Raw genomic sequence first — 26,589 nt, forward strand, 5'->3', positions numbered from 1 at the left:
TTCCTCGTGATGTGTTCGGTTCCCGGCGGCGACCCGGTTCGTCCAGGTCACGCGGGGGAGGGGCACAGGGGGATCATGTCGTGTCCTCCACCGCCATGTGGGGGTTTTCCGGAGATCCGCAGGCGTCCCGGCCCGGCCGGACCGGGGCACCCGCACGGGGTGTCGGTCAACCGTGCGCCCACACCCCCGTCCCGGCGGCCCGTGCCGCGTACTCCTCGAACGCGGTCGCCGGGCGGCCCAGGGCCCGCGGGACCCCGTCGGCGGGCTTGACGTTGCGCCCGTCGAGGATCTCCTCGCACAGCGCCACCAGCCCCCGGGCCAGCTCCTCGGGTGCGCCCTCGGCCACGGCCCCGGCGACGAACTCCTCCGGCGCCACCCGCACGAACCCCACGGTGCGGCCGGCCGCCTCGCCCAGCACCCTCCCGGCCTCGGTGAAGGTCAGCGCCCGCGGCCCGGTCAGCTCGTACAGCTCACCGGCGTGCCCCTCCTCGGTGAGCACCCGGACGGCGATCTCGGCCACGTCGTCCAGGTCCACGAACGGCTCGGGCACGTCCTCCACGGGCAGGGCCAGGGCGCCCGCGCGGACCGCGCCCAGGAAGAAGCCCTCGGAGTAGTTCTGCGCGAAGAAGGAGCAGCGCAGCACGGTCAGGTCCGGGAAGACCGACCGGACCTGAGCCTCCGCGCGCTGGGCCTCCGGCTCCCCGCGCCCGGACAGCAGCGCCATCCGGCGCACCCCGTTCGCGGCGGCCCGTGCCGCGAACGCCGCGACGGTGTCCGCGGCCCCGGGGAAGGCCAGGTCGGGGTGGTAGCAGAGGTAGACGGAGTCGGCCCCCGCCAGGACGCCGTCCCAGGTGTCGGGCGAGTGCCAGTCGAAGCGCGGGGTGCCCGTCTCCAAGTGGCCCGACCGGGAGCCGACCCGGTGGTCGACCCCCCGCTCCGCCAGCAGTCGGGTGACGCGGCCGCCGGTCAGGCCGGTGCCGCCGGTGACGAGGACTCGTTGTGTGCTGCTGTTCGTATCCATGCCTCAAGTACAGCGGGGAACGGCTGGACGGGACATGGTTCATCTGCTGGATTCCATAAGAGAACGTCTGAAAGTAGGCTGGGGACATGGATCCTCTGGTTCGCCTCCTCGACGGCCCCCGGGCCCGGGGCGCCTTCACCCTGCGCACGGTGATGAGTCCGCCCTGGTCGATCGACGTCCGCGAGGGGGCGGCCCTGGACATGCTGGTGGCGGCCTCCGGTTCCCTGTGGCTGACCACCGGGGCCGAGACGGTCGAGGCCGGGCCCGGCGACGTGGTCCTGGTCCGCGGCCCGGAACCCTACGTGCTCTCCGACCGTCCCGGCAGGACCCCCGCCATCACCATCGAACCCGGGCAGCGCTGCGTGTCCGAGGACGGCCAAGAACTCCACGTCAGCATGTGCCACGGGGTCGGGACCTGGGGAAACGACCCCGACGGCACCGACAGCGCCATCATCGGCTCCTACGGGGACACCGGTGAGGTCGGCCGTCTGGCCCTGGCCGCGCTGCCCCCGCTGGCGGTGCTGCGCGCCGGAGCCGTCGACCCGGCACTCGTCTCCCTGCTGACCAGGGAGGTGACCAGCGAACGGGTGGCGCAGAGCTCCCTCAACGACCGCCTCCTCGACTGCCTCCTGGTCATGGCGGTCCGCGCCTGGCTGGAGTCGCACCCCGACACCGCACCGAACTGGCTGAGCGCGCGCAACGACCCGGTCGTCGCACGCGCCCTGGACCTGGTGCACGAACACCCCGACCGCCCCTGGACCCTGGAGTCCCTGGCCCGGGAGTGCGCGGTCTCCCGGGCCACCCTGGCCGCCCGCTTCCAACCGGCGGTGGGCAGCCCGCCCATGACCTACCTGCGCACCTGGCGGCTGACGCTCGCCTGCGACCTGCTCGTCGACGAACCGTCCCTGGGCCTGGAACGGCTGGCCGCGCGGGTGGGGTACGGGAGCGCGTTCGCGTTCAGCACCGCCTTCAAGAAACACGCGGGCACGAGCCCCTCCGAGTACCGCAGGACCAGGGGAGGGGGCGGCCCGGGCCTCGGTCCGCCGGTCCCCGCGACCCGGGCCCCCTCGCCGCCGGTCCCGGCGCCCCCGCCCCCCGTGCCCGCGGCCCGGGGTTGAGGGTGCGTATCCTGTCCACCCCACCGCGGAGAGGACCCCGTTGAGCGACCGCACCCAGGCCTTCACCGGCCTCACCGACAACTACCGTGCCTTCCGCCCCGGATACCCCGAGCAGATCCTGGAGACCCTGCGCGGCCACGTCCGGGACGGCGCCACCGATGCCTGGCCCGAGCCCTGGCTCCTGCTCGACGTCGGCGCCGGAACCGGCATCTCCACCCGTGCCCTGCGCGCGGCCTTCGGCCCCGGCCCCCGTGTGGTCGGCGTCGAACCCGGGCACGACATGCGCGACACCGCCGACACCGACGAGACCGGTGCGGACGGCGCCGACGGGGTCGAGTACGTGGACGCCCGGGCCGAGGGCGTCCCCTTCCCGGACGCCGGCGCGGCCCTCGTCCTCACCGCCCAGGCCGTCCACTGGTTCGACCGGCCCGCCTTCTACGCCGAGTCCGTCCGCCTCCTGGCCCCGGGCGGCACACTCGCCGTGCTCAACAACAACCGCGACCTCGCCGGGAGCGCGTTCATCGACGAGCACGAGAGCTTCCTGGAGCGGTACAGCCCCGGTTACGACCGCTACTACCGCACCTACGACCTGGTCGGTGAGCTGTCCGCCGTCCGGGGCCTGACCGGTGCCGAGGAGCACTCCCTGCCCTGGGTCCGGGCGCTCACCACCGACGAGTACCTGGGCATGGCGATGTCCTCCAGCAGGACGGCGGCCGCCGCCCGGGAGATCGGGCAGGACCGCACCCGCGCGGAACTCCGGGCCATCGCCGACCGCCACTTCCCCGACGGGCGGGTCGAGATCCCCTACACCACCCAGCTGGTGCTGGCCCGGCGCGTGTGAGGCACACCCCCGGGTAGGAACCGGAGGGAAGCCGAGACCCGTGCACTCGTGCACCCGTGATCCGCGAACCCGGGAGGCCCGCGTGGAACTCGGACCGCTCGCCCACCTGGTGGTCGCGTCTGCCGTCCTGGCCTGGGGGTACGTCCTGTACCGGCTGGTCCGCCGCCAGAGGCGCCGCGAACAGGACCCCGACGGGCCCGACTCCGACCCGAGGCCCGGCGGTCCGCTCCGCGACTGGTAAGGCGGCCCCGCTGAGACCGCGCCCGGGGATTTTGCGTGATCAGTGCCCCGCAGTGGCCTTCGCCGTAACCGCTCCCGGGAAGGCTTCCGCGGAGCGGCCCCGCGCTCGGCGGGCCGGGCAGGAAACGACGACGGGGGAACACACACCCATGGCGCAGCTGATCGTACTCGGGGTGGCCGACCGCGACACCGCCGAGAAGGCTCTCGACATCGCCGCAGACCTGAGCAAACAGGAGCTCCTCCAGCTGGAGGACGCCGCCTACGCCTACAAGGACGACAAGGGGCGTCCCCGCATCCACCAGACCGTCAACCTCGCCGGTTACGGCGCCGCGGGCGGCGCCCTGTGGGGCACGCTCATCGGTCTGCTGTTCCTGAACCCGCTCCTGGGCCTGGCCGTCGGCGCGGGTGCGGGCGCGATCGCGGGCAGGCTCAGCGACGTCGGTATCGACGACGACATGATCAGGAAGATCGGCGCCGAACTCCAGCAGGACCGGGCCGCGGTCTTCCTGCTCGCGGACGACGCCACCATCGACCGTGTCGTCGACGCCTTCAGGCCGCTGGAGCCCACGGTCATCCAGACCAACCTCTCCAAGGACAACGAGCGGGAACTCGTCGAGGCCCTGCGGGCCTGAGACCCGGGTTCCGAGCCCTCACACGCCGCCGGTGCGGCCACCCGCACCGGCGGCTCCGCGTTTCCCGGGGCGGGTGGCGCCGTCCGCCTTGGCGAACAACTGGTCCGGGCGTTGCACCCCGCTGAACCCTCCGCCGTGATCATGGGACGTGCGCTCGGACCCGGCCCGCCGGCCAGCGTCGACTCGACGAGGAGAAGTGATGACCGGTAACGGAGCAGAACACTCCGGCAGCTCCGAAAGCACCGACAGCACCGACTTCGCCAACGCGGACCGCGGTCTGATCGCCCGACTCGAACCCGGCCAGATCAGGGACGAGAACGGCCGGGTGGTGTGGGACGCGGACGCCTACGGATTCCTCGACCAAGAGTGCCCCGACACCGCCAACCCGAGCCTGTGGCGGCAGTCCCGGCTGTGCGCCAGGCAGGGGCTGTTCGAGGTCACCGAGGGGATCTACCAGATCAGGGGCCTGGACCTGTCGAACATGACCCTGGTGGAGGGTGACCAGGGGGTCCTGGTCATCGACCCGCTGGTCTCGGCCGAACCCGCGCGCGCGGGGCTGGAGCTGTACCGGGAGCACCGGGGCGACCGCCCGGTCACCGGGGTGGTCTACTCGCACTCGCACGTCGACCACTTCGGCGGGGTCGGCGGTGTCACCGACGGCATGGTGCCGATCCTCGCCCCGGCCGGGTTCATGGAGCACGCGGTCGCGGAGAACGTGCACGCCGGTCCCGCGATGGCCCGCCGCAGCCTGTTCCACACCGGTTCCCACCTGGAGCCCGGGCCGCGGGGGCAGATCGGTGTGGGGCTGGGCCAGACCAGCTCCACCGGGACGGTCACCCTGATCGCCCCCAACCGCGACATCACCCGCACCGGCCAGGAGGAGGTGGTGGACGGGGTGCGGATCGTCTTCCAGATGACCCCGGGGACCGAGGCGCCCACCGAGACGAACTTCTACTTCCCCGAGCACCGCGCCCTGTGCATGGCGGAGAACGCCACCCACAACCTGCACAACCTGCTCACCCTGCGCGGGGCCCCGGTCCGGGACGCCCGGATGTGGTCGCGCTACCTCGACGAGGCCGTGGAGCTCTTCGCGCACGAGTCCGACGTGCTGTTCGCCTCCCACCACTGGCCGACCTGGGGGACCCAGAACCTCGTCGCCTACCTGCGCCAGCAGCGGGACCTCTACGCCTACCTGCACGACCAGACCCTGCGCCTGATCAACCAGGGGCTGGTGGCGGCGGAGATCGCCGAACACCTCCAGATACCGCCCGGGCTGGCGGGGGAGTGGCACACCCACGGCTACCACGGTTCGGTCAGCCACAACGTCAAGGCGATCTACCAGCGTTACATGGGCTGGTTCGACGGCAACCCGGCCCATCTGTGGGAACACCCCCCGCAGGAGGCGGCCCGCAGGTACGTCGACTGCATGGGCGGCGTCGACGAGGTGGTGCGCAGGGCGGACGAGTACCGCGGCCACGGTGACCTGCGGTTCGCGGCCACGCTGCTCAACCACGCGGTGTTCGCGGAGCCGGAGCACGGCCGGGCCAGGGCGGCCCTGGCCGGGGTGTACGAGCGGTTGGGGTTCGGCGCGGAGAACGGCACCTGGCGCAACTCCTACCTCCAGGGCGCCGCGGAGTTGCGGCGCGGCAAACCGGACCTGCCGTCCGACCTGGGCTCGGGGGTGGCGGCGGCGCTGTCGGTGGGGCAGCTCTTCGAGTCCGTGGCGATCCGGATCAACGGCCCCAAGGCGTGGGAGGAGTGCTTCGTCATCGACTGGGTGTTCGCCGACCTGGACACCACCTACCGGACGACGCTGTCCAACGGGGCGCTCACCACCAGGGAGAAGCCGCGCCGGGGCGAACCCCAGTTGACCATCACCCTGAACAAGTTCCGGCTGCTGCGGCTGCTGGCGGGCAAGGGCACCGAGGGGATGGGGTTCGCGGGCGACCGGGCGCTGCTGGACCGGCTGCTCGACCTGGTGGACCGGCCCGACCCGACCTTCGACGTCGTGACCCCCTGACCGCCGCCCCGCGGGACGTGGCGGGCTCCGGGCCGGGGCCGGTGCGCGGGCGTCAGCTCCGGGTGCGCAGGCGGCGGAGCATACGGGCGTCCTGGAAACCCGCGGCCCGGGCCGCGGACTCCACCGTCCACCCCGCACCGATCAGCTGTTCGGCGCGCTCCACCCGCAACCGCTGCTGGTACCGCAGCGGGGTCAGCCCGGTGGCCGAGGTGAACGCCCGGGTGAGGGTGCGCTCGCTGACCCCCGCCGAGGCGGCGAGTTCGGACAGGCGCAGCGGTTCGGCGAACCGGGCGTCGATGGTGTCCTGCACCCGGTGCACCACGTCCACGGGATGGCTCCGGTACCGCAGCATGGCGCTGGCCTGGGGCTCGTCGCCGTTGCGGCGGGCGTAGACCACCATCTCCCGGGCCGCCGACGCCGCCACGGACGGGCCGTGCCACCGGGTGACCAGGTGCAGGGCCAGGTCGATACCGCTGGCGATACCCGCGGAGGTCACCACCCGGTCGTCGGACACGTGCAGCACGTCCGGCACGACCCGGGCCCGCGGGTACCGGCGGGCCAGCTCGTCCTGGAGGGAGTGGTGGGTGGTGCACCGGCGCCCGTCCAACAGCCCGGCCAGCGCCAGGGCGAAGGCCCCCGAGCACACGCTCGCCACCGTGCCCCCGGCCGCGTGGTGGGCGGCCAGCGCCCCGGCCTGTCCCGGGCTGACGGGCGGGGCGGGGCCGTCGGTCCGCCACCCGGGGACCAGGACCAGGTCGTCCGGGCCCAGCCGGGGCCACTCCGCGGCGGCCCGCAGGCTGATCCCCTGGGCGGTGGGAACCTCGGGCAGGTCCGCGACGTGGTGGAGCTCCACCGGACGGCCCAGACCGGACAGGGTGGAGAACACCTGCGCCGGACCGGCCAGGTCCAGCAGGTGCAGCCCGGGCAACAGCAGAAAGACGATCTTGCGCACGATCCGGTCAGTCTAGCCCGGACGTCCGGGCCGGTCGGGGGAGCGCGCCGGTCGGCCCGCCCCGCTCAAGTGGTCCCCGCGACGATCGCGTCCACCGTGCGCACGGTCGCGAAGCGGCCGGACAGGGCGTAGACGGTGCGGGTGACGACGTCCCGGGGCAGGAGGGTGCCGGGGTCGTCGAGGACCTCCTGGAGCGGTCGGCCGGGCGGCGACCCCGGCGCCTCAAGGGGTTCGGTGGCGGTCGCGTCCACCGCGAACACCATGGCGAACCCCAGCTCCGACCCCATACGGGTGGTGGTCTCGCAGCACTGTTCGGTGCGTACCCCGCAGACGGTGACCTCCCCGATCCCCCACCCCGTGAGCAGGCGCTGCAGGTCGGTGCCGGTGAAGGCGCTGTGCGCTGTCTTGGTCAGCACCGGCTCGCCGTCCACGGGGGACAGCCCGGGCATCGGCTCCACGAACCCGCGCTCGGGGTCGAACACCGTGCCGCTGCCGGGCTCGGTGTGCAGCACCCACACGAGGCGGTCGCCCCGGTCGCGGAAGTGGTCGACCAGGCGGCCGATCGGCCCGGCGACCCCGGGGTCGGAGGCGGCCCGCCAGCTCTCGCGCTGGAGGAAGGACCGTTGTGCGTCGACGACCAGGAGTGCCCTGCCGGTGCCGGAATCAGTTCTCATACTCCGAACCCTCCCAGCGGGCCGCGCCCCGTACCAGGCACGATCCCGGCCCCGACCGGACGGATCCGGTCACGGTGCCGGGCGGGCGCCGACCCCGGGACCGGCGCCCGCGGCCGCTCAGCCCAGCCTCTTCTTGAAGCCGACGTGGCTGGCCTCGTAGCCCAGCCGTTCGTAGAAGCGGTGCGCGTCCTTGCGCTTGGCGTCCGAGGTCAGCTGGATCATCACGCAGCCGCGTTTCCCGGCCTCGCGTTCGGCCCACTCCAACAGTTCGCTGCCCAGCCCGCCTCCGCGCTCGTCGGCGTGCACCCGGACCCCCTCCACCTGTGCGCGGGCGGCGCCCCGGCGGGACAGGCCCGGGACGAGGGTGAGCTGGAGGGTGCCGACCACCCTGCCGTCGCGGCGGGCCACGGCCAGGTACTGGTGGGGGTCGGCGTCGATGGCCTCGAAGGCCTCCAGGTAACGGGACAGGTCGTCGGGGGTCTCCCGCTGGGCGCCGAGGGGGTCGTCGGCCAGCAGGGCGACGATCGCCGCCACGTCCGTCCTCAGCGCGCGTTCGATGATGAGCATGCGTTCAACCTAGCGAGACGGACGCCCGGGCGCGGCCCGGTTCGGCCTCCGGGTCACCAGTGGCGGGCGGCCCGGGTCAGCAAGGAACGGACCTGCTCCAGGTGCGGGTTCTCGTCCACCCCGGGGCGCCGGGCCAGGTACACCGTGTTGAACGGCGGGTCCTCCGGTTCCAGCAGGGCGACCAGGCTCCCGTCGAGCAGGGCCTCCTGGCACAGGTAGCGCGGCAGCACGGTCGCACCCGCCCCACCCGCCACGGCGGCCATCACCGAGCGCAGGTCGGGAACGGTGAGCGCCGGGGCGACGGTCAGCCGCACCCCGAACACGTGCCGCCAGTAACGGCGGGCGATGGGCAGGTCGTCGGCGTAGGCCACCAGGGGGACCCCGCACAGGGCGGCGCAGCCCTGGCGCCGGACCCGGTCGAGCCCGACCCGCTCCGCCCAGGAGGGCCCCGTGACCAGGACGAACTCCTCGTCCATCAGCGGTTCGGCGAGCACCGTCCGGCCCCGGGGGCGGACCGTGGACAGCACCAGGTCGTGCCGCCCCGCCCGCAGCCCCTCCAACAGTTCGTCGGCCAGCCCCGTGTGTACGCGCAGCCGCAGGTCCTGGTCGGCGACCATCGGGGACAGGGCGGGCAGGACACGCTCGCCGAGCAGTTCGGCCGGGCCCGCCAACCGCAGCGGTGCGGGCGGCAGGGCGGAGGAGCCGGGGGCGTTGTGGATCGCCACCCGCTCCAGGTCGTCGAGTGGCCCCGAAACCCGGGCGGCGAGGTCGTTCGCGTCGGCGGTCGGCGCCACACCGCGGGGGAGGCGCTCGAAGAGCTCGTGCCCCAGACGGCGCTCCAGCGCACGGATCTGGGTGGTCACAGTGGGCTGTGAGAGGCGCAACAACTGGGCCGCGGCCGTGAAGGAACCGGAACGGTGCACGGCCAGGAAGGTGCGGAGCAGCTGGAGGTCCAGGGGACCGTCCGCCGCGGGCGCCGCCTCGGAGGAGACCGAACTATTGGAAATCTTATAGGTCACCTCGCCGATTCTATTGGTCGTCGTATGTCATCCGGGTCTAGTGTCGTGAACGCGTGGTCGTACCGGACCCGGTCCCACGAAATCGCTTTCAGGGGGAGTGCTCCAACCATGCCCGTTTCCAAGGAAGTCCACCTCGTCGCCCGGCCCGTCGGAGAGCCCAGGCCCGAGGACTTCTCCGTGGTAGAGACCACCGTCGCCGACCCCGGCCCGGGCCAGATCCTGGTCCGCAACGACTGGATGTCGGTCGACCCCTACATGCGCGGCCGCATGAACGACGTGAAGTCCTACGTACCGCCCTTCGAACTCGGCGAGGTCATGGAGGGCGGCGCGGTCGGCACCGTCGTCGCCTCCGAGAGCCCCGAGGTCCCCGTCGGCGCCAGCGTCCTGCACTTCCAGGGCTGGCGCCAGTACGCGCTCATGGACGCGGAGCGGGCCAAGGTCGTCGACACCGACGCCGCGCCCGCCCAGGCCTACCTCGGTGCGCTCGGCATGGTCGGCCTCACCGCCTACGCGGGCCTGACCGCCGTCGCCGGGCTCAAGGAGGGCGACGTGGTGTTCGTCTCCGGCGCCGCGGGCGCGGTCGGCAGCCTCGCGGGCCAGATCGCCAAGCAGCTCGGCGCCTCGAAGGTGGTCGGCTCCGCCGGCGGCCCCGAGAAGAAGCGCCGCCTGGTGGAGGAGTTCGGCTACGACGCCGCCATCGACTACCGCGAGGGCGACCTCGAGGGCCAGCTCGCCGAGGCCGCCCCCGAGGGCATCGACGTCTACTTCGACAACGTCGGCGGGGACCACCTGCGCGCCGCCATCCAGGGCATGCGCGTCCACGGCCGCGCCGCGCTGTGCGGGGCCATCTCGTCCTACAACGACACCGAGCCCGCGCCCGGCCCGGACAACCTCGGGCTGCTGGTCGGCAAGCGCGTCAAGCTCCAGGGCTTCCTCGTGGGAGACCACGGCGACCTGGCCCCCGAGTACCAGAAGAACGCCGCCCGGTGGCTGGCCGAGGGCAGCCTGCGCACCGAGGAGACCGTGGTCGAGGGGATCGACAACGCGGTCGACGCGTTCCTCGGCATGATGCGCGGCGCCAACACCGGCAAGATGCTGGTGCGCCTGCCCGCCTGAGGGCCCGGTCCCGCGGGGGGCTCCGTGACCACCCGGAGCCCCCCGCGGCCCGCCAGGGCGCCCGGAGCCCGTCACGGCACCCGACCCGGGCTCCTCCGCGGTTCTCCCGGTTTGCCTGGAGTGCACTCCAGGTCGTCATCATGGGGTCCGGAACGGCCCCGGCACACCCGCCGCGGCACGGCCACCGCCGAGGCACGGCCACAGCCACGGCCGCGGCGCACCCGCAACCTTCGAAAGGCACCCCTTTTGCAGCACGTCACGCTGAACAACGGCCTCACCATGCCGCAGCTCGGTTTCGGTGTCTGGCAGGTCCCCGACGACGAGGCCCACAGCGCCGTCACGACCGCCCTCGAGGTCGGCTACCGCAGCATCGACACCGCCCGGATCTACGACAACGAGAAGGGCACCGGCCGTGCCATCGCCGAGTCCGGCGTGGCCCGTGAGGACATCTTCCTCACCACCAAGCTGTGGAACGACGACCAGGGCTACGACAGGGCCCTGAAGGCCTTCGACGCCAGCCTGGAGCGCCTGGGCACCGACTACGTGGACCTGTACCTGATCCACTGGCCGACCCCCGAGCGCGACACCTACGTCGACACCTGGAAGGCGCTGGAGCGCATCCACGCGGAGGGCCGGGCCAGGGCCATCGGCGTGTCCAACTTCACCGCCGGCACCCTGAAGCGCCTGGTCGCCGAGACCGAGGTCGTGCCCGCGATCAACCAGATCGAGCTGCACCCCTACTTCGCGCAGAGCGGGATGCGCGCGGCCGACAGCGCCGAGGGCGTGCTGACCGAGGCCTGGAGCCCGCTGGGCCAGGGCAAGGGCCTGCTGGAGGACCCCGTGCTGGCCGAACTCGGCACCAAGCACGGCAAGTCCGCCGCCCAGGTCGTGCTGCGCTGGCACCTGCAGCTCGGCAACGTCGTCATCCCCAAGTCCGTGACCCCGTCGCGGATCCGGGAGAACTTCGACGTGTTCGACTTCGAGCTCACCGCCGAGGACATGGAGCGGATCGGCTCGCTGGACCGCGGCGGCCGCATCGGCCCGGACCCCGACACGCTCAACTAGTCCTCGCACGGGGCGGCCGGGCGGCGCGGCGGCGGCCCGCCAGGCGGTCCTTCGTCTCCGGGCCCGTCGAGCACTGCTCGGCGGGCCCTTCGGCTGCGCGAACACGCCTGAGGCCGGATCCGGTCGGGGTAAACCCCGCTGGGGCGAATGGCCGCTTCCGGTCGGGATCATCAACTCCCACCCCGGGGAGAACACGCGCAACAGGGGGGCCTCGGACGGAGGGTAGGAACCCGTCGTACGCGGCTGGTCGGCGACACCAGGACGGGGACCCCGGTCCCGGGGTGGCGAGAGGTCGGACAGAGGCGTACAGTCCTCTCTGGTGCGCCGGGGAAGTTCACGCGGCGGACACCACATCTCTCTCTAGGCGAAATCAGATCCATGACCGTCGTCCCCCTCCGCGCCGCGCGTGTCTACCGCTCCGAAACAGCCGAGCGGTCCGTGCACGCCTGGTGTCACAGAGCCCTCAGCCAGTGGCCCGAACTCGGGCCCCTTCCTCCCGTGCAGACCCGGCTGGGCCCCACACAGGCCTTCCGCGCCTCGGGCGGGACCGGCACCCCGGTCCTGGTCCTGTCGGGCACCAACTTCAACGCCGCCACCACGGTTCCCGCGGCCCGCGCGCTCGCCGCGGAGCGGCCGGTGCTGCTGGTCGACCCTCCGGGGCAGCCGGGACTGAGCTGTAGCCAGCGGACCTCCGGTTCCCGGATCGGGGCCTACGGTGAGTGGCTCGACGAACTGCTGCCCCGGATCACCGACGAGCCGGTCATCGTCCTGGGCCACTCCCGGGGCGCGGCGATCGCGCTGTCCTCGACCCCGAACCCGCTCGTCGCCGGGATGCTGCTGCTCAACCCCGCCGGGTTGACCGCGGCCGGAGTCAGCTCGGAGTCGATGCGCGTCACCCTGCCGTGGATGCTCCACCCCAACGAGCAGACCAGCAACCGGCTCATAGAGTTCCTCAGCGGACCGTCCACGGACACCGGCTGCGCGGAGCACCGGTCCGAGGCGGAGTGGCTGACCCTGGTCTCGCGCCACTGCCGCACCCACTCGACGCCGACCCCGCTGCAGGCGGAGTCCTTCCTGGCCTGGGCCGGAACCCCGGTCCGGGTGGCCACCGGTTCACACGACCCGTTCTTCTCACCCGCCCGTCTGCACGGCCCGGCCCGCCGGTTCCTCGACACGGGTGTGCACACCATCGAAGGGGCCGGGCACCTGTCCCTGTACGAGCAGCCCGAGAAGGTGGCCGAACTCCTCCGCGAGCTCGACGCCTGAGTCCTGCCCGGCCCGCCCGGGCCGCCGGACGAGCAGCCACCGGTGACGGCCCAACGGCCGTCACCGGACCGCGTTCGGCAGGGGCCGGTCCTCCGTGTTCCGAGGGACCGGGGACCGGACGCCCGTGGTCCCGGTGCCCGCGGGAGCGGATCCTCAGGGGCGGCCCAGCGCCCGGCGCAGCTCCGGCACCGAGGTGAACACGTGCCCCCGGAGTCCGAGCGCCCGGGCGGCCTCGACGTTGGACCGGTTGTCGTCCACGAACAGCACGTCCCCGGCCGGGGCGCCCATGCGCTCCAGGCACCACCGGTAGGCGTCCGCCTCCGGTTTGGCGTGCCCGATCCGGCAGGAGAGCCCCAGCACCGGAAACAGCTCCAGTACCCGCGCGTGGCGCTCCTCGAAGCGGGCGGCCAGTTCCGGGGGGATGTTCGAGAGCAGCCCGAGCGGGACCTCCGCGTCGGCGAGCTCCGAAACCAGCTCCACCGAGTCCTCGTTCACCCGTGACCAGCTCTCCAGGTCCAGGGAGACGAGCCGCTCGACCTGCTCCGGCGACAAGGCGGTGCCGAGCAGTTCGCCCACCGCCCTCCAGTAGGCGGGCCCGTCCAGGTCGCCTCGGTCGTAGTCCCGGCGCGGCGCCCAGTAGGCGGTCCAGAAGGCGTCGCGGCCGTGTCCGGAGTACTCCACCATCGCCTCGCGGACCGTCGGTGACTGGTCCATGGCGACCACACCGAACATGTCGAACAGCACAGCGTCCAAGAAGGGCTCCCGGGGGTCGAACGGCGGTCTTCGGTCGGGGTGCGAATGGGCTCCTTCCCCGCACATCCGTCACGAACCCCCGTGCCCGGAGGGGCGCTCCGAACGCGCGTGCTTTTTATCATGCTCTTTGGTCTTTGAGTGGTTTCGGGATGCTTTTTCATTTTTCTGTCTAATGTCCGGAGAAAATGGTTCTGGTGTCCGTGCAACGGCAAGGGGGAGGGGGAAAAGCCCTTTCCGGTGCGTATCCTTGCCCGAGGCAGGCAGCGGGGTGGAAGGGTCGGCCCACGTTGTCGGACAAAACCGGTAAACCAGAAAGTAGTCGGCATGTTCGCAAAGCTGGCACACAAGTTGGGATTGGAAACCAATCCGGCGATCTTCTTCATATCGGCCGCACTGACCGTCCTTTTCGTCGTGTGCGCCATCGCCTTCACCGGCACGGTGGACCTGGTCTTCGGCGCCACCTCGGGCTGGATCCTGTCCCGACTGGGCTGGCTCTACATCCTCGGCGTGACGACCTTCCTCATCTTCCTGATCTGGATCTCGCTCAGCAGGTTCGGGCACGTCCGCCTCGGTCCACCGGGCAGCAAACCCGAGTACAGCAACTTCACCTGGTTCTGCATGCTGTTCGCGGCCGGTATCGGCAGCATCCTCATGTTCTGGGGCGTGGCCGAACCGATCAGCCACTTCGCCGAACCGCCGCAGGGCAACGTCGAACCCGGGTCGGTCCAGGCCGCGGAACAGGCCATGGGGTTCACGCTCTACCACTTCGGGCTGCACACCTGGACGATCTTCTGCCTGCCGGCCCTGGCCTTCGCCTACTTCGTCTACCGCAAGGGCCTGCCCTTCCGGGTCAGCTCGATCTTCTTCCCCTTTCTCGGGGAGCGGATCAACAGCCCCTTCGGCCGGCTCATCGACATCTTCGCGGTGCTGGGCACCCTGTTCGGTGTGGCGGTGACCATCGGACTGGGCACCATGCAGATCAACAGCGGGCTCAACACGCTGTTCGGGATCGAGGAGAGCCGCCTCACCCAGATCATCCTCATCTCCGTCATCACCCTGATCGCGGTGATCTCCGTGGTCACCGGGCTGGACACCGGGATCAAGTGGCTCTCCTCGATCAACATCGTGATGGCGGTCGGACTGCTCCTCTTCGTGTTCTTCGCCGGGTCCTCCCTGTTCCTGCTCAACGGCGTCATCGAGACCACCGGTATCTACCTGGAGTGGCTGGTCCCGCTCGCGTTCTGGAACGACACGTTCGGGAACACGGGGTGGCAGGGCACCTGGACGGTCTTCTACTGGGCGTGGACCATCACCTGGTCGCCGTTCGTGGGGATCTTCATCGCCCGCATCTCCAAGGGGCGCACCATCCGGGAGTTCGTCGTGGGGGTGCTGGGGCTGCCGACCGCGTTCAGCATCGTCTGGTTCAGCGTGTTCGGGCTCTCCTCCTTCGACATCGAGATGAACCAGGGCGGCGGCCTGGTCGAGGAGGTCGTGGAGCAGGGGGACATCCCCGGAGCGCTCTTCGCCTTCCTGACCCACTACCCGCTGACGACCCTGCTCTCGGTGATAGCCATCGTCATCGTGGTCGTCTTCTTCACCACCTCCTCGGACTCGGCGTCCCTGGTGGTGGACATGCTCTGCTCCGGCACGGCGGACTCCCCGACCCGCCAGCGGGTGTTCTGGGGCATCACCGAGGGGGTGGTCGCCGCCACGGTCCTCACGGCGTCCGGCGAGGGGGGCCTCGACGCGCTGCAACAGACGATCATCGTGTTCGGACTGCCGTTCTTCGTGATCGGCTTCTTCATGATGGCCGCGCTGGTGAAGTCCCTCCAGGCGGAGTTCGCCGAGGGTTCCGGTGTCCAACGGCAGCGCAGGGCGCCCCTGGCTGCGCGGTCCCGGAAGATGCGGCGCGACCAGCAGCGCGAGAGCGGAGGCGGTTCGAACGGCGCCGAGGGCGGCACCAACGGGGGCGGTAGCCGGGGGAGCGGAGGTCCCGCCTGACCGCGGTCCTGGAACCGGCACTGAGGAGGCACGGGGCGGAGGGGGAACCGGGCGGGGGCACCATGGAGGCATGACCCACACCGACGGCCGTGCCGACTCCGACGAACGCTTCCTCTCCGCCACCGCCGACCGGCTCGCAGCCCTCCCCGGGGTCGAGGCGGTCTCCCTCGGCGGTTCGCGGGCCCAGGGCACCCACCGGCCGGACAGCGACTGGGATTTCGTCCTCTACCACCGGGGCACCGCGGGCGGGTTCGACCCCCGGGCGCTGCGGGAGACCGGACGGGAGGGCGGGGTCCCGGAGACCGGCGGCCGGAACGAGGGCGTGTTCGACGGCGGCGCCCGGCTGCGGATCGACGGCCGGGCCGTGGACGTCCACTACCGCGACCTCGACGCGGTCGAACACGAACTGGCCGAGGCCGAACTGGGCCGGTTCCGGATCGAACCGCTCATGTTCCACCTGGTGGGCGTCCCCACCTACCTGGTCGTCGCCGAACTCGCCGTCGGCCGGGTCCTGGCCGGTGACCTTCCCCGGCCCGGCTACCCGGACGCGCTCCGCCGGAGCGCCCCGCCCCTCTGGCGCGGGCTCGCCTCGGCCAACCTCGCCTGCGCCGAACACGACCACGCGCCGTACGGACGGGTGGCCCAGTGCGCGGGGCTGCTCGCCCAGGCAGCCTCGCAGACCGCGCACGCCGTACTGGCCGCCCGCGGCGAGTGGGCGACCAGCGACAGGACCCTGCTCGCCAGGGCCGGTCTGGAGGAGGTGGACCTCGCGGTCGCCGGGATGACCGCCGACCCCCAGGACCTCCTCGCCGCGGTCGCCGAGACCGGGCGGATCATCGCCGGGGCCCGGTAGCGCCGAACGGTGCCTCTACGGAGCCGACGGCACTGCCGAGCCCACCCGCGGGCGGGGGCGTCCCTGCGCCCCCGCCCGCGCGTGCGCCGCTACTTCGTCCAGGTCATGTTCATCACGGCGCTGACGGTGTCGTAGCCCGCCCGGGTGAACGCCTCGGCCATCGGTACGTTGCCGACGTCCGTGGTGGCCCGGACGTTGGCGACACCCTCTTCGGCCAGTACCCGGGTGCCCTCGGCGAGCAGGTCGTCGATGTAGCCGTTGCCGCGGTGCTCGGGCAGCACCGCGATGTAGGCGATGATCGGGTGGTAGGCGTTGCGGGCGGGGATGACGAAGCCCACCGGCTCGCCGTCGGGGAGCGTCGCCACCCGCCACCAGGACCGGGGCGTCGTGTAGTTGGCGAACTCGTCGGCGAAGTTGGCCGCGGCGACCTCCTCGGCGGACTTGCCGTCGAGGTCGGCGCGGTCGTGGGCGTCCAGGGTCCCCTCCAGGGCGCGGGCCATGAGGCCGAGGATGTCCTCGGTGCCCTCGATCCCGCGGAATCGCAGGCGCCCGCTCGGCCGGGGGACCGGGTACCCGGCGAACCACTCGTAGCGCAGGCGCTCGACGAGCGGGACGCCGCCCACCCGCTCGACCGCGTGCACACGGTCCTCCACCGTGCGCCGGGCCGCCTCGTCCTCGCGCCAGTCGGCGGGGACGAAACGCAGGTACTCGGGCGGGGGAGTGCCCTGGGGGACCGGGGCGCCCTCCGGGAAGAGGTCCTCGTTCGCTGTGCGCAGCAGGTGTTCGGCCACGCCGACACGGTCCACGTCGCGGGCGCTGTCGTCCACGTCGAGGACGTCCAGCAGGAAGGGGGCGTCGTCCTGGTCGCGGCACCACCAGGACAGGCGGGCCAGGAGCCGGTCGCCGTCGAGGGCCACCCACATCCAGGAGGGGCGGCGGCGACCCTTGGCGAGGTCGTCGGCGAACTCGGGGTTCTGCACGTAGGGCAGCCGGTTGAAGAGCTCCAGCTCTTCGGGGCCGGTGAGGGGACGGACGGTCAGGGCGTTCGGAAGAACGGTCAAGGCAGCACCTTCGGTGTGTGCGCCCGCCGTCGCCGGGGTCAGCGGTGGTCGCTGACCCGGGAGGACACGGACGCGGTGATCACGGGGAACATCGGATGTGCCTCCTCTCTGGTCTCCGCCGCGCCGGGGGTCGGACGCGGCCCCAGCATTTATAGCGCCGGGGCGTCCGTTCCCGCAAGCCCTTTACCGCGGGGGATCTGGAGACAGCGGGCCGCCCGGGCGCCCCGCCGGGCCGACGGGTGCCGACCGCCCAGGGGCCGGCAGCCGTCGGATGACCGCCCTGCGTCAGCCGGTGACCGCCACACCCTCCATCGTCGGCAGGTCGGTGATGTTCACGTCGACCGCACCGTCGCCCGGCAAGGGGACCAGGGCGTAGTACTCGCGGGGTCGGCCCGGTTCCAGGTCGTCGGACCGGGAGGTCCTGCCGGCGGACGGACTGCACGCGCACCACGGCTTACCCGTGCCGTTCACGGACTCGACACGCAGCGGAGACGCCGTGCGCTCGCTCGCCGGGTCGGTCAGCCAGACCCCGAAAGCCGCGCGGTAGCGGTACTCGGTCCAGTTGTCGATGGCGCTCAGCATCGGAAAATCGGTCTCCTCGCTCTCACCCTCGCCGTTCTCGAAGGCGGACGCCTCGTAGCTGATCATCGCCACGCCGTCCGCCACCCGGCGCAGTTCGGTCAGCGCGACCTCGTAGTCCTGATCGGGCGAGATCCCGGAGAAGGAGGAGGCCGGCTCTCCTTCGACCGGTTCCCCTTCGGGCTCCCCGCTCTCCTCGCCGCCCGAGCCCTCCGAGGTTCCCGAAGGCAGGGAGACCGGCATGGTCAGCGTGACCCGCCGGTTGCGGGACCGGCCCTCCTCGGAGTCGTTGCTCGCGATGGGCTCGTCCGCGCCCCGGCCCTCGGTCCGCAGGTCCACGTCCACCTCCACCAGGTCGGTGAGCGCGTCGCGGACGCTCTCGGCCCGCTCCTCGGAGAGGGGGTCGTTGATGCTGTCGTCGCCGCTGGAGTCGGTGTGCCCCACCACGGTCACCTCGCCCGGGTCGGCGGCGTCGATGGTGGAGGCCGCGCGCTCCAGGACGGTGTTGGCCTCCTCGGTGAGTGCGGATTCGTTGAGCTCGAAGAGCACGTCCGCGGACAGGTGCGTCTCGGTCCGCTCGCCGTCGTCGACCACGGACTCCTCGGGGGAGTCGATCACGGTCTCCAGCGGCGCCGACTCCGGCTCGGCCTCCGGGTGGGCGTCCGGCGTCATGTAGTCCAGTCCGGCGGGGGCCCCGTCCTGGACCGGCACGTCGAGGAACGGCAGGCTCAGGTGCGTGACGACGGTCAGCGCGTCGACGTCCTCCGGGGGCGCGGCCAGCACCGCGTACAGCGACCACGTCTCGCCGACGTCGAGGGCGGGGCTCTCGATGTCGTCCTCGTTGCTGCACAGGCAGCTGCGGTCGGGCAGGTGGTAGGGCTTGTGCAGGCTGTGCCCGGACGGGTCGAGCCAGGAGATCCCGCTGAAGTGCCCGGGCGGGTACTCCCCGGCTTCGTATCCCAGCTCACCGTGGCCGTTGGGCAGGTGGGCCTGGATCTGCTCGTAGTCGTCGCCGAGGTTGGTCACCTCCATCCGGGCCACCATGTGCTCCTCGTCGACCCGGTGCAGGGAGACCTCGGCCGTGCCCTCCGGAAGGACCCAGGTGTCCACGGCGCGGGTGGTCACCGGTCCGAGGGCCGCGGCGGCCTCCTCCGCCTGTCCGTCGGAGGTCTCCTCGTCCGGCGGGTCGCCTCCACCGTCGTCGGTACCGAACAGACCGCAGGCCGTCGTCAGGCTCAGGGCCGCGGCCGCCGCGATCACGCCGAGGGGGCGCTGGCGCGCGGCGGTACCCGGGCCGGACCGTGCGGTGCGGTTTCCGGAGGGGGCTGGTTCAGGGGCGGGCGACAGGTGCACTTCCGACTCCTTGAGGGATGGTTCGCTCTACGGGGTGGGATGAGTCGGCCAAGCGTTTGGTTTGGGTCGTTCGGAGCGCGGAGCCGTGGAGCCGAGGGGGCGCGGAGTGCACGGGTGACGCGACGGCCCCTCACCCCCGGCCGTCTCCGTCCTCGGCACGGCGCGGGCGGGTCACCAGCAGGGTGAGGGTCCCGGCGAGCAGGCCCCAGAAGGCCGACCCCACCCCGAACAGGGTGAACCCGGAGGCCGTCGCCAGGAACGTCACCACCGCGGCCTCCCGGGATCCCTCCTCGGAGACCGCCGAGGCCAGCGAACCGCCGATCGTGCCCAGCAGCCCCAGCCCGGCGATCGCCAGCACCAGCGTCGACGGCAGTGTGGCCAGCAGCGACGCCACGGTCGCGCCGAACAACCCCACGCACAGGTAGAAGACACCCGCCCAGACCCCGGCGAGGTAGCGGCGCTCCCGGTCCGGGTGGGCCTGCGGGCCGGTGCAGATCGCCGCGGTGATCGCGGCCAGGTTCATCCCGTAGCAGCCGAACGGGGCCAGGACCAGGTTGGTCGCCCCGGTCCACCCGATCACCGGGGAGATCGGCACCCGGTAGCCGTCGCCGCGCAGTACCGCCACCCCCGGCAGGTTCTGCGAGGCCATCGTCACCACGAACAGCGGCAGGCCGACACTGACCAGTACCGGCAGGGAGAACTCGGGGACGACGAACACGGGCGCGGCCAGGGCGGGTTCCACCGACCCCAACCGCAGGGAGCCCTGTGCGGCCGCCACCAGGCCGCCGGCGAGCAGGGAGAGCAGGACCGCGTACCGGGGGAGCCACCGACGACACAGCAGGTACACCGTGAACATCGCGAACACCACCGCGAAGTCGCCCTCCATGCTGGTGAACAGCCCGATCCCGAACTGCAGCAGCACCCCCGCCAGCAACCCCGCGGCCAGCGGTACCGGGATGCGGTCCATCACCCGCTCGAACCACCCCGTCACCCCGCTCAGCGTGATGAGCGCGGCCGAGAACAGGAAGGCGCCCACGGCCTGGGCCATGGTCACCCCGTCCAGCCCGACCGCCAGCAGGGCGGCCCCCGGCGTGGACCAGGCGGTCACCACCGGGGCCCGGTAACGCAGGGACAGGCCCACGCAGGTCACGGCCATGCCCACGCCCAGCGCGAGCATCCACGAGGCGATCTCCCCGGGGGAGGCTCCGGCGGCCTCGGCGGCGGTGAACACGATCGCGGCCGAGCTCGTCACCCCGACCAGGACGGCGATGAGCCCGGCGGTCACGGCCGACAGGGGAAAGGCGTGCCGCGCACGCCGGGCGAGCGTTCTCATAACGAACCATCCTGTCGTCCCACCACCGAGCTCCGGCAACCGGGTGGGGCCACCGGGCACGGGGGCGAAAACCGGTGGCTCCGGGCCCGCGCCCGCCGCCCGCCCTCCCGGCCGGTCACACGTACCGGCCGGGAGGGGAGGGCGACCGGGTTCAGCTCCGGGCGGTGACGTGCTGGACGACCTCGAAGCCCCAGATCTCGCTGTTGCTCGCCGCCGGACCGCCGTGCCCGCCGGAGGCGTGGCCGTCCTTCTTCGCGTCGGCCGCGGCCTGGGCGTGGCCCTTCTGGAAGGCCCGGCCGTTCACCCAGTTCTGGAAGTCCTCCTCGGACCGCCAGCGGGTGTACACCAGGTACTTGTCGGTGCCCTCGACGGGGCGCAGGAGCTGGAACTCCTCGAACCCCTCCTGGTCCTCCACCAGTCCCGCGCGCTTGGCGAAACGCTCCTCCAGCGTGGACCCCTCGCCCTCGGGGACGGTCAGGACGTTGAACTTGACGACACTGGTCACGCGTGTACCTCCGGTCGGTCGGATGCCTTGCTGAGGCCAACCTAAGGGACCAGCTCAGGCGCCGGTCACCCGATCCACCCACTCGACCAGCTCACCGACGACCTCCGCTCGGTTGGTCTCGTTGAGCACCTCGTGCCGCGCGCCCGGGTAGGTGCGGTACACGAGGTCGGTGACGCCCGCTTCGCGATAGCGCTCGACCAGCGCGTCGCTGAACTCCAACCGGTGGTTGAGCGGGTCGTGGTCCCCGACCAGGACGTACACGGGCAGGTCGCCCCGCAGCCCCGAGGGGTCCGTGAGCGGGCCGAAGGCCGCGGCGGCCAACCCCGTCAGCCCGTCCTCGTCCAGCGCGAACCCGCACAGGGGATCGGCGACGTACAGGTCGACCTGCTCCTCGTCGCGGCTGATCCAGTCCGCTCTGGTCCGGACCGGCTGGAAGGGGGCGTTGAACACCTCGTCGAGGTCGGTGGTGCCCGGCGGGACCGAGCCCAGGAACAGGTCCGCGGCGGTGGTGCCGCTGAGCGCCGCCCCGGTGAGCAGGTCGGCGTGTTCGAGCAGGTACTGCTGGGTGGCGAAGGAACCCAGGCTGTGCCCGATCAGTACCAGGGGCAGGCCGGGGTGGCGCTCGCGCAGGATCCGGGAGAGCGCGGCCATGTCGGCGACCAGCAGGTTCCAGCCGTCCGCGCCCAGGTGGCCGGGCGCGGCGTGCATGGTGGCTCCGTGGCCCCGGTGGTCGTTGGCGTACACCGCGTACCCGCGCTCGTTGAGTGCCCGGGCCAGGGGAGCGTAACGCAGGGCGTGCTCGCCCATGCCGTGTGCCAGTTGCACGATTGCGCGCGGCGGGCCGTCGGGCTGCCACTCGTGGACGTGCACGGTGAGGCCGTCGCTGCTGTCGAAGGTGAACATCGCTCTCCCGGGAATGGATGACGGGGCTGCGGGCTCAGGGGTGCGGGAAGCCCGCCGTGTCACTGATTGTGCCCTGGGGTCATTCCCGCGTCATCCCAGGCCGTGCTTGCGGGCCACGATCCGCAGCATCGCGGCGCGGGGCAGCAGACGGCGCAGCGCGAACACGAGCGGGGCGTTGCTGCCCACGGCGTACAGCGGCCGCGGCCGCCTCGCCCCGATCGCCCCGACCACGGTCGCGGCCACCCGCTCCGCCGAGATCCCCCTGGCCTCGTTGGCGTTGAGCGCGTTCACCATGGTCCGGTACTCCTCCCGGAACGGGGAGTCCTCACCCACGTACTGGGTGCGGCGCTCACTGATCCCGGTGTTGATCGAACCCGGCTCCACCGTCGTCACGCCCACCCCGAACGGCGACACCTCGCGCCGCGCGGCGTCCGCGAACCCCTTCATCGCCGCCTTGGCGGCCACGTACGAGGAGCGGTACGCCAGCGGGAAACTCGCCAGCATCGAGCCCACCATGACCACGCGCCCGTACCCGCGCGAGCGCATCCCCGGCAGGACCAGCTGGGTGAGGCGGACCGCGCCGAACACGTTGAGCCGGAACAGCCGCTCCACCGCCGCCATCGGCAGTTCCTCGATCGGGCCGTTCTGGCTCTCGCCCGCGTTGTTGACCAGGACGTCCACCTCGCCGGCGGCTCTGGCGCACGCCTCCACGGACTCGTAGTCGGTCAGGTCCAGGGGCAGGTACTCGACCCCCGGGACCGGCTCGGCGACCGTCGCGGGGTCGCGGCTGGTTCCGAACACGCGGTAGCCGCGGCCGACCAGTGCCGCGGCCACCGCCGCCCCGATGCCGGAGGAGGCACCGGTGACGAGCGCCGTACGACGGGAGGGGGACGAGGGGGTGGCAGGGGGCACGGGGAACCCTTCGGGTCGGAGGGGGCGAGGCGCGCACCACACTAGTTGACCACCGTTCAACAGGACCGCTCCGGGAACCCCGCACCGGCACCGGCCCCGCCCGGGCGCGAGGGAGCGTGCGTCAGTCCCGCTCGCAGCCCTCCAGGACCAGGGAGAGCCCGGCGCCGAGCAGCCACAGGTCCTTGGACAGGGGCAGGCCGTCCGGGGTGGGGGCCAGGCTCCGGGGCTTGTGCATCCCGGGTGTGCGCAGGTAGAGGCCGAGCAGGCCGGCGGCGAAGGCGCTCAGCCCCGCACCGGCGAGCCTGCTCGGCACGAGCGGCACCAGCAGAGCGGTGCCCAGGGCGATCTCCCCGGCGGACAGGAGCCTGGTGAAGGTGGCCGGGTCGACCTTGTCCAGGAACGGGTACGTACCGACCGCCATCCCGTGCAGTCCCATCGCGGTGTCCTCGTCGGCGCCCCGCTTGTCCAGTCCCGAGTTGAGGATGGAGGCGCCGGTGGCGATGCGCAGGGCCAGCTGGTGCGGTCTGAAGGGCGGCTTCATACGGACTCCAAGGCGGATCGACAACGGACTGTAGCTATGGGTGTTCAGAATGCTACTCACAGTTTGTCTGTTGGGTCCGTCACGACCTGCCGGTGTCCGCTCTCGCCCGGCCCCCCGGTCGCTGGGGACGGCACGTCGTCGACACTGGGAAGCCGACCCCGACGCCGCACCAGTCACGCAGCCGTCGGCCGACTCCTACACCCCGGAGGGAACACGTGGTCGCATCCGCTGACGCCGAGACCGACGTCGTCGTGATCGGAGGCGGCCCGGCGGGGCTGGCCACCGGCTACCACCTGGCACGCGCGCAGGCCGACTACGTCATCCTCGACGGGCAGGGGGCGCCGGGCGGCTTCTGGGACCGGGCCTGGAGCAACTACTGGGACTCCCTGCGGTTGATCTCCCCCGCCGAGCACAGCTCCCTGCCGGGCTGGCGGATGCCGGGCGAGCCGGGGCAGGAGCTCCCCTCGGCGCGGCACGTCGCCGACTACCTGGCCGCGTACGAGAGCCGCTACGAGCTGCCGGTGCGCCGCCCGGTGACCGTGACCGGGGTGCGCCGCGCAGACGGGGCGCTGGAGGTGGTCGGCTCCACGGGCACGTGGCGCGCCCGGCACGTGGTCAGCGCGACCGGGACCTGGCGCCGCCCGTACACTCCCGACCACCCCGGACGGCACCTCTTCGAGGGCCGACAGCTGCACACGGCCGACTACCGCGGCCCGGAGGAGTTCGCCGGGCAGCGGGTGACGGTCGTGGGCGGCGGCAACTCCGCGGCCCAGCTCCTCGCGGACCTCTCGGAGGTCGCCCGCACCACGTGGGTCGCCCGGCGCCCGGTCAGGTTCATGCCCGACGACGTGGACGGCCGCGTGCTGTTCGACGCGGACACACAACGCGCCCTGGGCGGGAGAGCGGGCCGGGGCGCCGCGTCCCTGGGCGACATCGTCATGGTGCCCAGTGTGCGCCGGGCGCGGGACAGGGGAGTCCTCACGGCGCTGCCGATGTTCGAGCGGCTCACCCGGACCGGCGTGGCCTGGGCCGACGGCAGCGAAATGGAGACCGACGCGGTCCTGTGGTGTACCGGGTTCCGTCCGGCCCTGGACCACCTGGCCCCGCTGGAGCCGTTCGACGCGGACGGCCGGATCCCGGTCGACGGGAACCGCAGCGTCCGGGAGCCGCGGCTGCACCTGATCGGTTACGGGGACTGGACCGGGGCCGCGTCCGACACGCTGGTCGGTGCGGGCCGCACCGCCGAGGACGCGGTCGCCCGCATCGTCGAGGACCTGTGGACGGGTTAGTCGGCCCACGGGGTTCTCGGGTGCGCGGGAGGGCCGTGGAGCGCGGCGCGGAACCGGCGGTAGCGGCCCCCGCCTGACTGCCCGCACCGGCGGGGGCAGCTGGTTTTCCCGCCGGCCGCTCCCGGACCGGTCCGACTCCGGTCCGGTCACGCCGTCAGCACACGGTGGCACCCACCGGGCTCAGCCCTGTCCACCGAGGCGGTCGCGGACCTCGTCCGTGGCGGCTCCCATAGGGTCCTCCGCGATGCCGCCGAGGTCCTGTGCCTGCTCCTGGAACCCCTGCGCCGCTTCGGTCGCACCGCCCAGACCCTCCTCGGCGAAGGCCTGGCCCTGCGCCCCGAGGTCCTGGCCCGCCCCCTCAAGGCCGTTGAAAGCCGACTCCGCCCCGCCGCCCACCTGGTCCAGGGTGCCGCTCACCCCGTCCGACACCTGCTCCGCGGTATCGCCGAACAGGCCCTTGAACCAATCGATTATTTCGCTGATCATCGCGTTTCGTTCCTTCCGTGGGCGCACTGCGCCTGGGTTGACGCGCCTGGGTTGACGGGGACTCCCTACCCAGGCGGGGTAAGCGCCGTGTAAGGGATTCCGGGAATACACGAGGATCCCACACGCGGGCGGAAGGGACGGGGCGCAGGTGTCCGTCGGCACGGGTGGGAGTGCAACACACGGGAGGGATCGCGGGAGCCGACCCGACCGGCGTCCTCCTCCCGCACCTGGCCGTCCCACCGGGACTCGTTGCGGACCTCCGCCCCGGCCCCGGGCTCAACCGGAACAGGACGGAGCCCAGGACTCGTGCACCCCGCCGTGGTCCAGAGCGGCGGGGGGACACGGGCCGTACTCCAGCGCGGCGTCGGCGGCCAGCCCGAGCACCCGGTCCCGCACCTCCAACTGGGACTGCCAGTGCCCGGGGAAGGCGTGCACCCCGTACCGGGCGCCGATCAGGTTCCCGCACAGGGCCCCGATGGTGTCGCTGTCCCCGGAGTGGTTGACCGCCAGCCGCAGGCCGTACCGCCCGGCCTCGGGGAGCCCCCGGGAGCCCGGGGTGGTGTCCGGGACGGTGAGGTCCTCGGCGCGCAGTGCCACGCACACCGCCACCGCCAGGGCCTCCTCCGAGGTCCACCCGTCACCGAGTCCGGCCAGGTCCCAGGCGTCCGGGACGCCCCGGGCGGCCACCGAGGCTGCCGAGTCCAGCGCCCGTGAGACCTCCCCGTGGCCCCGCCTGTCCTCCAGCAGGCCTCGGGCCCGGGCCAGGGACCCGGGCATCTCCCCACCGCGGACCAGACCCCATACCGTGGCGGCGAACACTCCCGCGGCGAGTTGGGCCGTGCGGTGCCCGTGCGTCAGCGCGGCCACCTGCTCCGCCAGTTCGAAGGCGTACTCGGCGCTAACCGTCCCGAACCCGCACGGGGCCGTCCGGACCACGGCGGCGCACCCCTTCGAGTTGTTGACCGGCTCCGCCACGGTGCCCAGGGGCAGCCCGGGCTCGTTCCGGGCGGCGGCCTTGCGCAGGGCGGCCACGGTGGCGGCCCCGTAACCGCGCGGGGTGTGCAGCGGGCCGGGACCGTTCCGCGGGCCCGCCGGAGCCGCCGGGTCCGCGGGGGACGGCCCGGACGGTGCCGGGGCGGTGTCGGGGCCGCTCCCGTGGATCCGCGCCCACCCCAGGTAGGCCATCTGGACCATGCCCACGGCGGCCCCGCCGATGCCCTTGTCCCGGGCCCGGACCGAGGCCCGCACCAGGGCGTCGGAGGTGAGCAGGGTCAGTTGGGTCTCGTCGGTGATCGCCCCGACCCCGTAGGAGCCCTCGGCGTACTCGGTGAGGCCCCTCCCGCCGTACCGTTCGTGGATCTGGTCGAGCCCGAGCCCTTCGACGGGGGCTCCGAGCGCGTCGCCGATGGCGCCGCCCAACAGGCAGCCGGACAGGCGGTCGGGAAGGGGTGAGGGGGTGCGCATTGCAGGATGTTAGGTGGCTTCTGTG

General features: G+C 72.4%; 26 protein-coding genes. 11 read left to right on the forward strand and 15 right to left on the reverse strand.

Features of this window, described 5'->3' with window-relative positions; genetic code table 11:
- Positions 1-166: 166 nt before the first annotated feature.
- Positions 167-1,021: a Rossmann-fold NAD(P)-binding domain-containing protein gene (locus tag AC0VYD_RS06160; RefSeq protein WP_475478986.1), complete on the reverse strand. Its 855-nt coding sequence runs from the start codon at positions 1,019-1,021 to the stop codon at positions 167-169.
- A gap of 86 nt (positions 1,022-1,107) precedes the next feature.
- On the opposite strand from AC0VYD_RS06160, the gene AC0VYD_RS06165 reads away from it, so the two are divergent.
- The 5 genes from AC0VYD_RS06165 (at position 1,108) to AC0VYD_RS06185 (ending at position 5,872) form a co-directional block, all read left to right on the forward strand.
- Positions 1,108-2,139 (forward strand): cupin domain-containing protein, encoded by a 1,032-nt coding sequence (locus tag AC0VYD_RS06165; protein WP_475478987.1) that lies wholly within the window; start codon positions 1,108-1,110, stop codon positions 2,137-2,139.
- Positions 2,140-2,179: 40 nt separating this feature from the next.
- Positions 2,180-2,980: a class I SAM-dependent methyltransferase gene (locus AC0VYD_RS06170; protein ID WP_475478988.1), complete on the forward strand. Its 801-nt coding sequence runs from the start codon at positions 2,180-2,182 to the stop codon at positions 2,978-2,980.
- An 82-nt stretch (positions 2,981-3,062) separates the two neighbouring features.
- Entirely contained in the window at positions 3,063-3,221 is a 159-nt protein-coding gene (locus tag AC0VYD_RS06175; protein ID WP_452547145.1) for a hypothetical protein, read from the forward strand.
- 148 nt (positions 3,222-3,369) lie between these two features.
- Positions 3,370-3,852, forward strand: a complete 483-nt coding sequence (locus AC0VYD_RS06180) for a DUF1269 domain-containing protein (RefSeq protein WP_475478989.1) — start codon at positions 3,370-3,372, stop codon at positions 3,850-3,852.
- Positions 3,853-4,051: 199 nt separating this feature from the next.
- Positions 4,052-5,872 carry an alkyl/aryl-sulfatase gene (locus tag AC0VYD_RS06185; protein ID WP_475478990.1) on the forward strand — a complete coding sequence of 607 codons (1,821 nt, stop codon included), beginning with the start codon at positions 4,052-4,054 and terminating at the stop codon, positions 5,870-5,872.
- Positions 5,873-5,924: 52 nt separating this feature from the next.
- Here AC0VYD_RS06185 and AC0VYD_RS06190 read toward each other — a convergent pair whose 3' ends face one another.
- The 4 genes from AC0VYD_RS06190 to AC0VYD_RS06205 form a co-directional block, all read right to left on the reverse strand.
- Positions 5,925-6,824: a GlxA family transcriptional regulator gene (locus AC0VYD_RS06190; RefSeq protein WP_475478991.1), complete on the reverse strand. Its 900-nt coding sequence runs from the start codon at positions 6,822-6,824 to the stop codon at positions 5,925-5,927.
- Between the two features lie 65 nt (positions 6,825-6,889).
- Entirely contained in the window at positions 6,890-7,498 is a 609-nt protein-coding gene (locus AC0VYD_RS06195) for an isochorismatase family protein (protein ID WP_475478992.1), read from the reverse strand.
- 117 nt (positions 7,499-7,615) lie between these two features.
- The gene (locus AC0VYD_RS06200; RefSeq protein ID WP_475478993.1) at positions 7,616-8,065 is read right to left on the reverse strand and encodes an N-acetyltransferase family protein; all 450 of its coding nucleotides are present in this window, start codon (positions 8,063-8,065) and stop codon (positions 7,616-7,618) included.
- 53 nt (positions 8,066-8,118) lie between these two features.
- Positions 8,119-9,021: a LysR family transcriptional regulator gene (locus AC0VYD_RS06205; protein WP_475480201.1), complete on the reverse strand. Its 903-nt coding sequence runs from the start codon at positions 9,019-9,021 to the stop codon at positions 8,119-8,121.
- A 171-nt stretch (positions 9,022-9,192) separates the two neighbouring features.
- Between AC0VYD_RS06205 and AC0VYD_RS06210 the strand changes: the two genes are divergently transcribed.
- From AC0VYD_RS06210 to AC0VYD_RS06220, 3 genes are all read left to right on the forward strand, one after another.
- Positions 9,193-10,200, forward strand: a complete 1,008-nt coding sequence (locus AC0VYD_RS06210; RefSeq protein WP_475478994.1) for an NADP-dependent oxidoreductase — start codon at positions 9,193-9,195, stop codon at positions 10,198-10,200.
- 246 nt (positions 10,201-10,446) lie between these two features.
- A complete protein-coding gene (locus AC0VYD_RS06215; protein WP_475478995.1) occupies positions 10,447-11,265 on the forward strand; it encodes an aldo/keto reductase in 819 nt (272 codons plus the stop codon).
- A 378-nt stretch (positions 11,266-11,643) separates the two neighbouring features.
- Complete coding sequence (locus tag AC0VYD_RS06220; protein ID WP_473036239.1) at positions 11,644-12,531, forward strand: alpha/beta fold hydrolase; 888 nt, start codon at positions 11,644-11,646, stop codon at positions 12,529-12,531.
- Between the two features lie 153 nt (positions 12,532-12,684).
- On the opposite strand, the gene AC0VYD_RS06225 is transcribed toward AC0VYD_RS06220, so the two are convergent.
- On the reverse strand, positions 12,685-13,284 hold the full coding sequence (locus AC0VYD_RS06225; protein WP_475478996.1) for an HAD family hydrolase: 600 nt from the start codon (positions 13,282-13,284) through the stop codon (positions 12,685-12,687).
- Positions 13,285-13,608: 324 nt separating this feature from the next.
- Here AC0VYD_RS06225 and AC0VYD_RS06230 point away from each other — a divergent pair, with 324 nt between their 5' ends.
- Together AC0VYD_RS06230 and AC0VYD_RS06235 are read left to right on the forward strand one after the other, a co-directional pair.
- Positions 13,609-15,285: a BCCT family transporter gene (locus AC0VYD_RS06230; protein ID WP_475478997.1), complete on the forward strand. Its 1,677-nt coding sequence runs from the start codon at positions 13,609-13,611 to the stop codon at positions 15,283-15,285.
- 70 nt (positions 15,286-15,355) lie between these two features.
- Complete coding sequence (locus tag AC0VYD_RS06235; RefSeq protein WP_475478998.1) at positions 15,356-16,138, forward strand: nucleotidyltransferase domain-containing protein; 783 nt, start codon at positions 15,356-15,358, stop codon at positions 16,136-16,138.
- A gap of 89 nt (positions 16,139-16,227) precedes the next feature.
- On the opposite strand, the gene AC0VYD_RS06240 is transcribed toward AC0VYD_RS06235, so the two are convergent.
- The 7 genes from AC0VYD_RS06240 to AC0VYD_RS06270 form a co-directional block, all read right to left on the reverse strand.
- Entirely contained in the window at positions 16,228-17,199 is a 972-nt protein-coding gene (locus AC0VYD_RS06240) for a GNAT family N-acetyltransferase (protein ID WP_475478999.1), read from the reverse strand.
- Positions 17,200-17,484: 285 nt separating this feature from the next.
- Positions 17,485-19,131: an OmpA family protein gene (locus AC0VYD_RS06245; protein ID WP_475479000.1), complete on the reverse strand. Its 1,647-nt coding sequence runs from the start codon at positions 19,129-19,131 to the stop codon at positions 17,485-17,487.
- Between the two features lie 130 nt (positions 19,132-19,261).
- Positions 19,262-20,464 carry a benzoate/H(+) symporter BenE family transporter gene (locus AC0VYD_RS06250; protein WP_475479001.1) on the reverse strand — a complete coding sequence of 401 codons (1,203 nt, stop codon included), beginning with the start codon at positions 20,462-20,464 and terminating at the stop codon, positions 19,262-19,264.
- A gap of 151 nt (positions 20,465-20,615) precedes the next feature.
- Positions 20,616-20,969 carry an antibiotic biosynthesis monooxygenase gene (locus AC0VYD_RS06255; protein WP_473036232.1) on the reverse strand — a complete coding sequence of 118 codons (354 nt, stop codon included), beginning with the start codon at positions 20,967-20,969 and terminating at the stop codon, positions 20,616-20,618.
- Between the two features lie 54 nt (positions 20,970-21,023).
- Positions 21,024-21,872, reverse strand: a complete 849-nt coding sequence (locus AC0VYD_RS06260; RefSeq protein ID WP_475479002.1) for a lysophospholipase — start codon at positions 21,870-21,872, stop codon at positions 21,024-21,026.
- Positions 21,873-21,962: 90 nt separating this feature from the next.
- A complete protein-coding gene (locus tag AC0VYD_RS06265; RefSeq protein ID WP_475479003.1) occupies positions 21,963-22,784 on the reverse strand; it encodes an SDR family oxidoreductase in 822 nt (273 codons plus the stop codon).
- A 121-nt stretch (positions 22,785-22,905) separates the two neighbouring features.
- Positions 22,906-23,325, reverse strand: a complete 420-nt coding sequence (locus AC0VYD_RS06270; protein WP_452547128.1) for a hypothetical protein — start codon at positions 23,323-23,325, stop codon at positions 22,906-22,908.
- A gap of 215 nt (positions 23,326-23,540) precedes the next feature.
- On the opposite strand from AC0VYD_RS06270, the gene AC0VYD_RS06275 reads away from it, so the two are divergent.
- The gene (locus AC0VYD_RS06275) at positions 23,541-24,614 is read left to right on the forward strand and encodes an ArsO family NAD(P)H-dependent flavin-containing monooxygenase (protein WP_475479004.1); all 1,074 of its coding nucleotides are present in this window, start codon (positions 23,541-23,543) and stop codon (positions 24,612-24,614) included.
- Positions 24,615-24,794: 180 nt separating this feature from the next.
- On the opposite strand, the gene AC0VYD_RS06280 is transcribed toward AC0VYD_RS06275, so the two are convergent.
- Positions 24,795-25,100, reverse strand: coding sequence for a hypothetical protein (locus AC0VYD_RS06280; RefSeq protein ID WP_475479005.1), 306 nt, complete (start codon positions 25,098-25,100; stop codon positions 24,795-24,797).
- 276 nt (positions 25,101-25,376) lie between these two features.
- Positions 25,377-26,564 (reverse strand): ADP-ribosylglycohydrolase family protein, encoded by a 1,188-nt coding sequence (locus AC0VYD_RS06285; RefSeq protein WP_475479006.1) that lies wholly within the window; start codon positions 26,562-26,564, stop codon positions 25,377-25,379.
- Between the last annotated feature and the right edge of the window lie 25 nt (positions 26,565-26,589).

This window comes from Nocardiopsis sp. iso_40 (assembly GCF_056173285.1).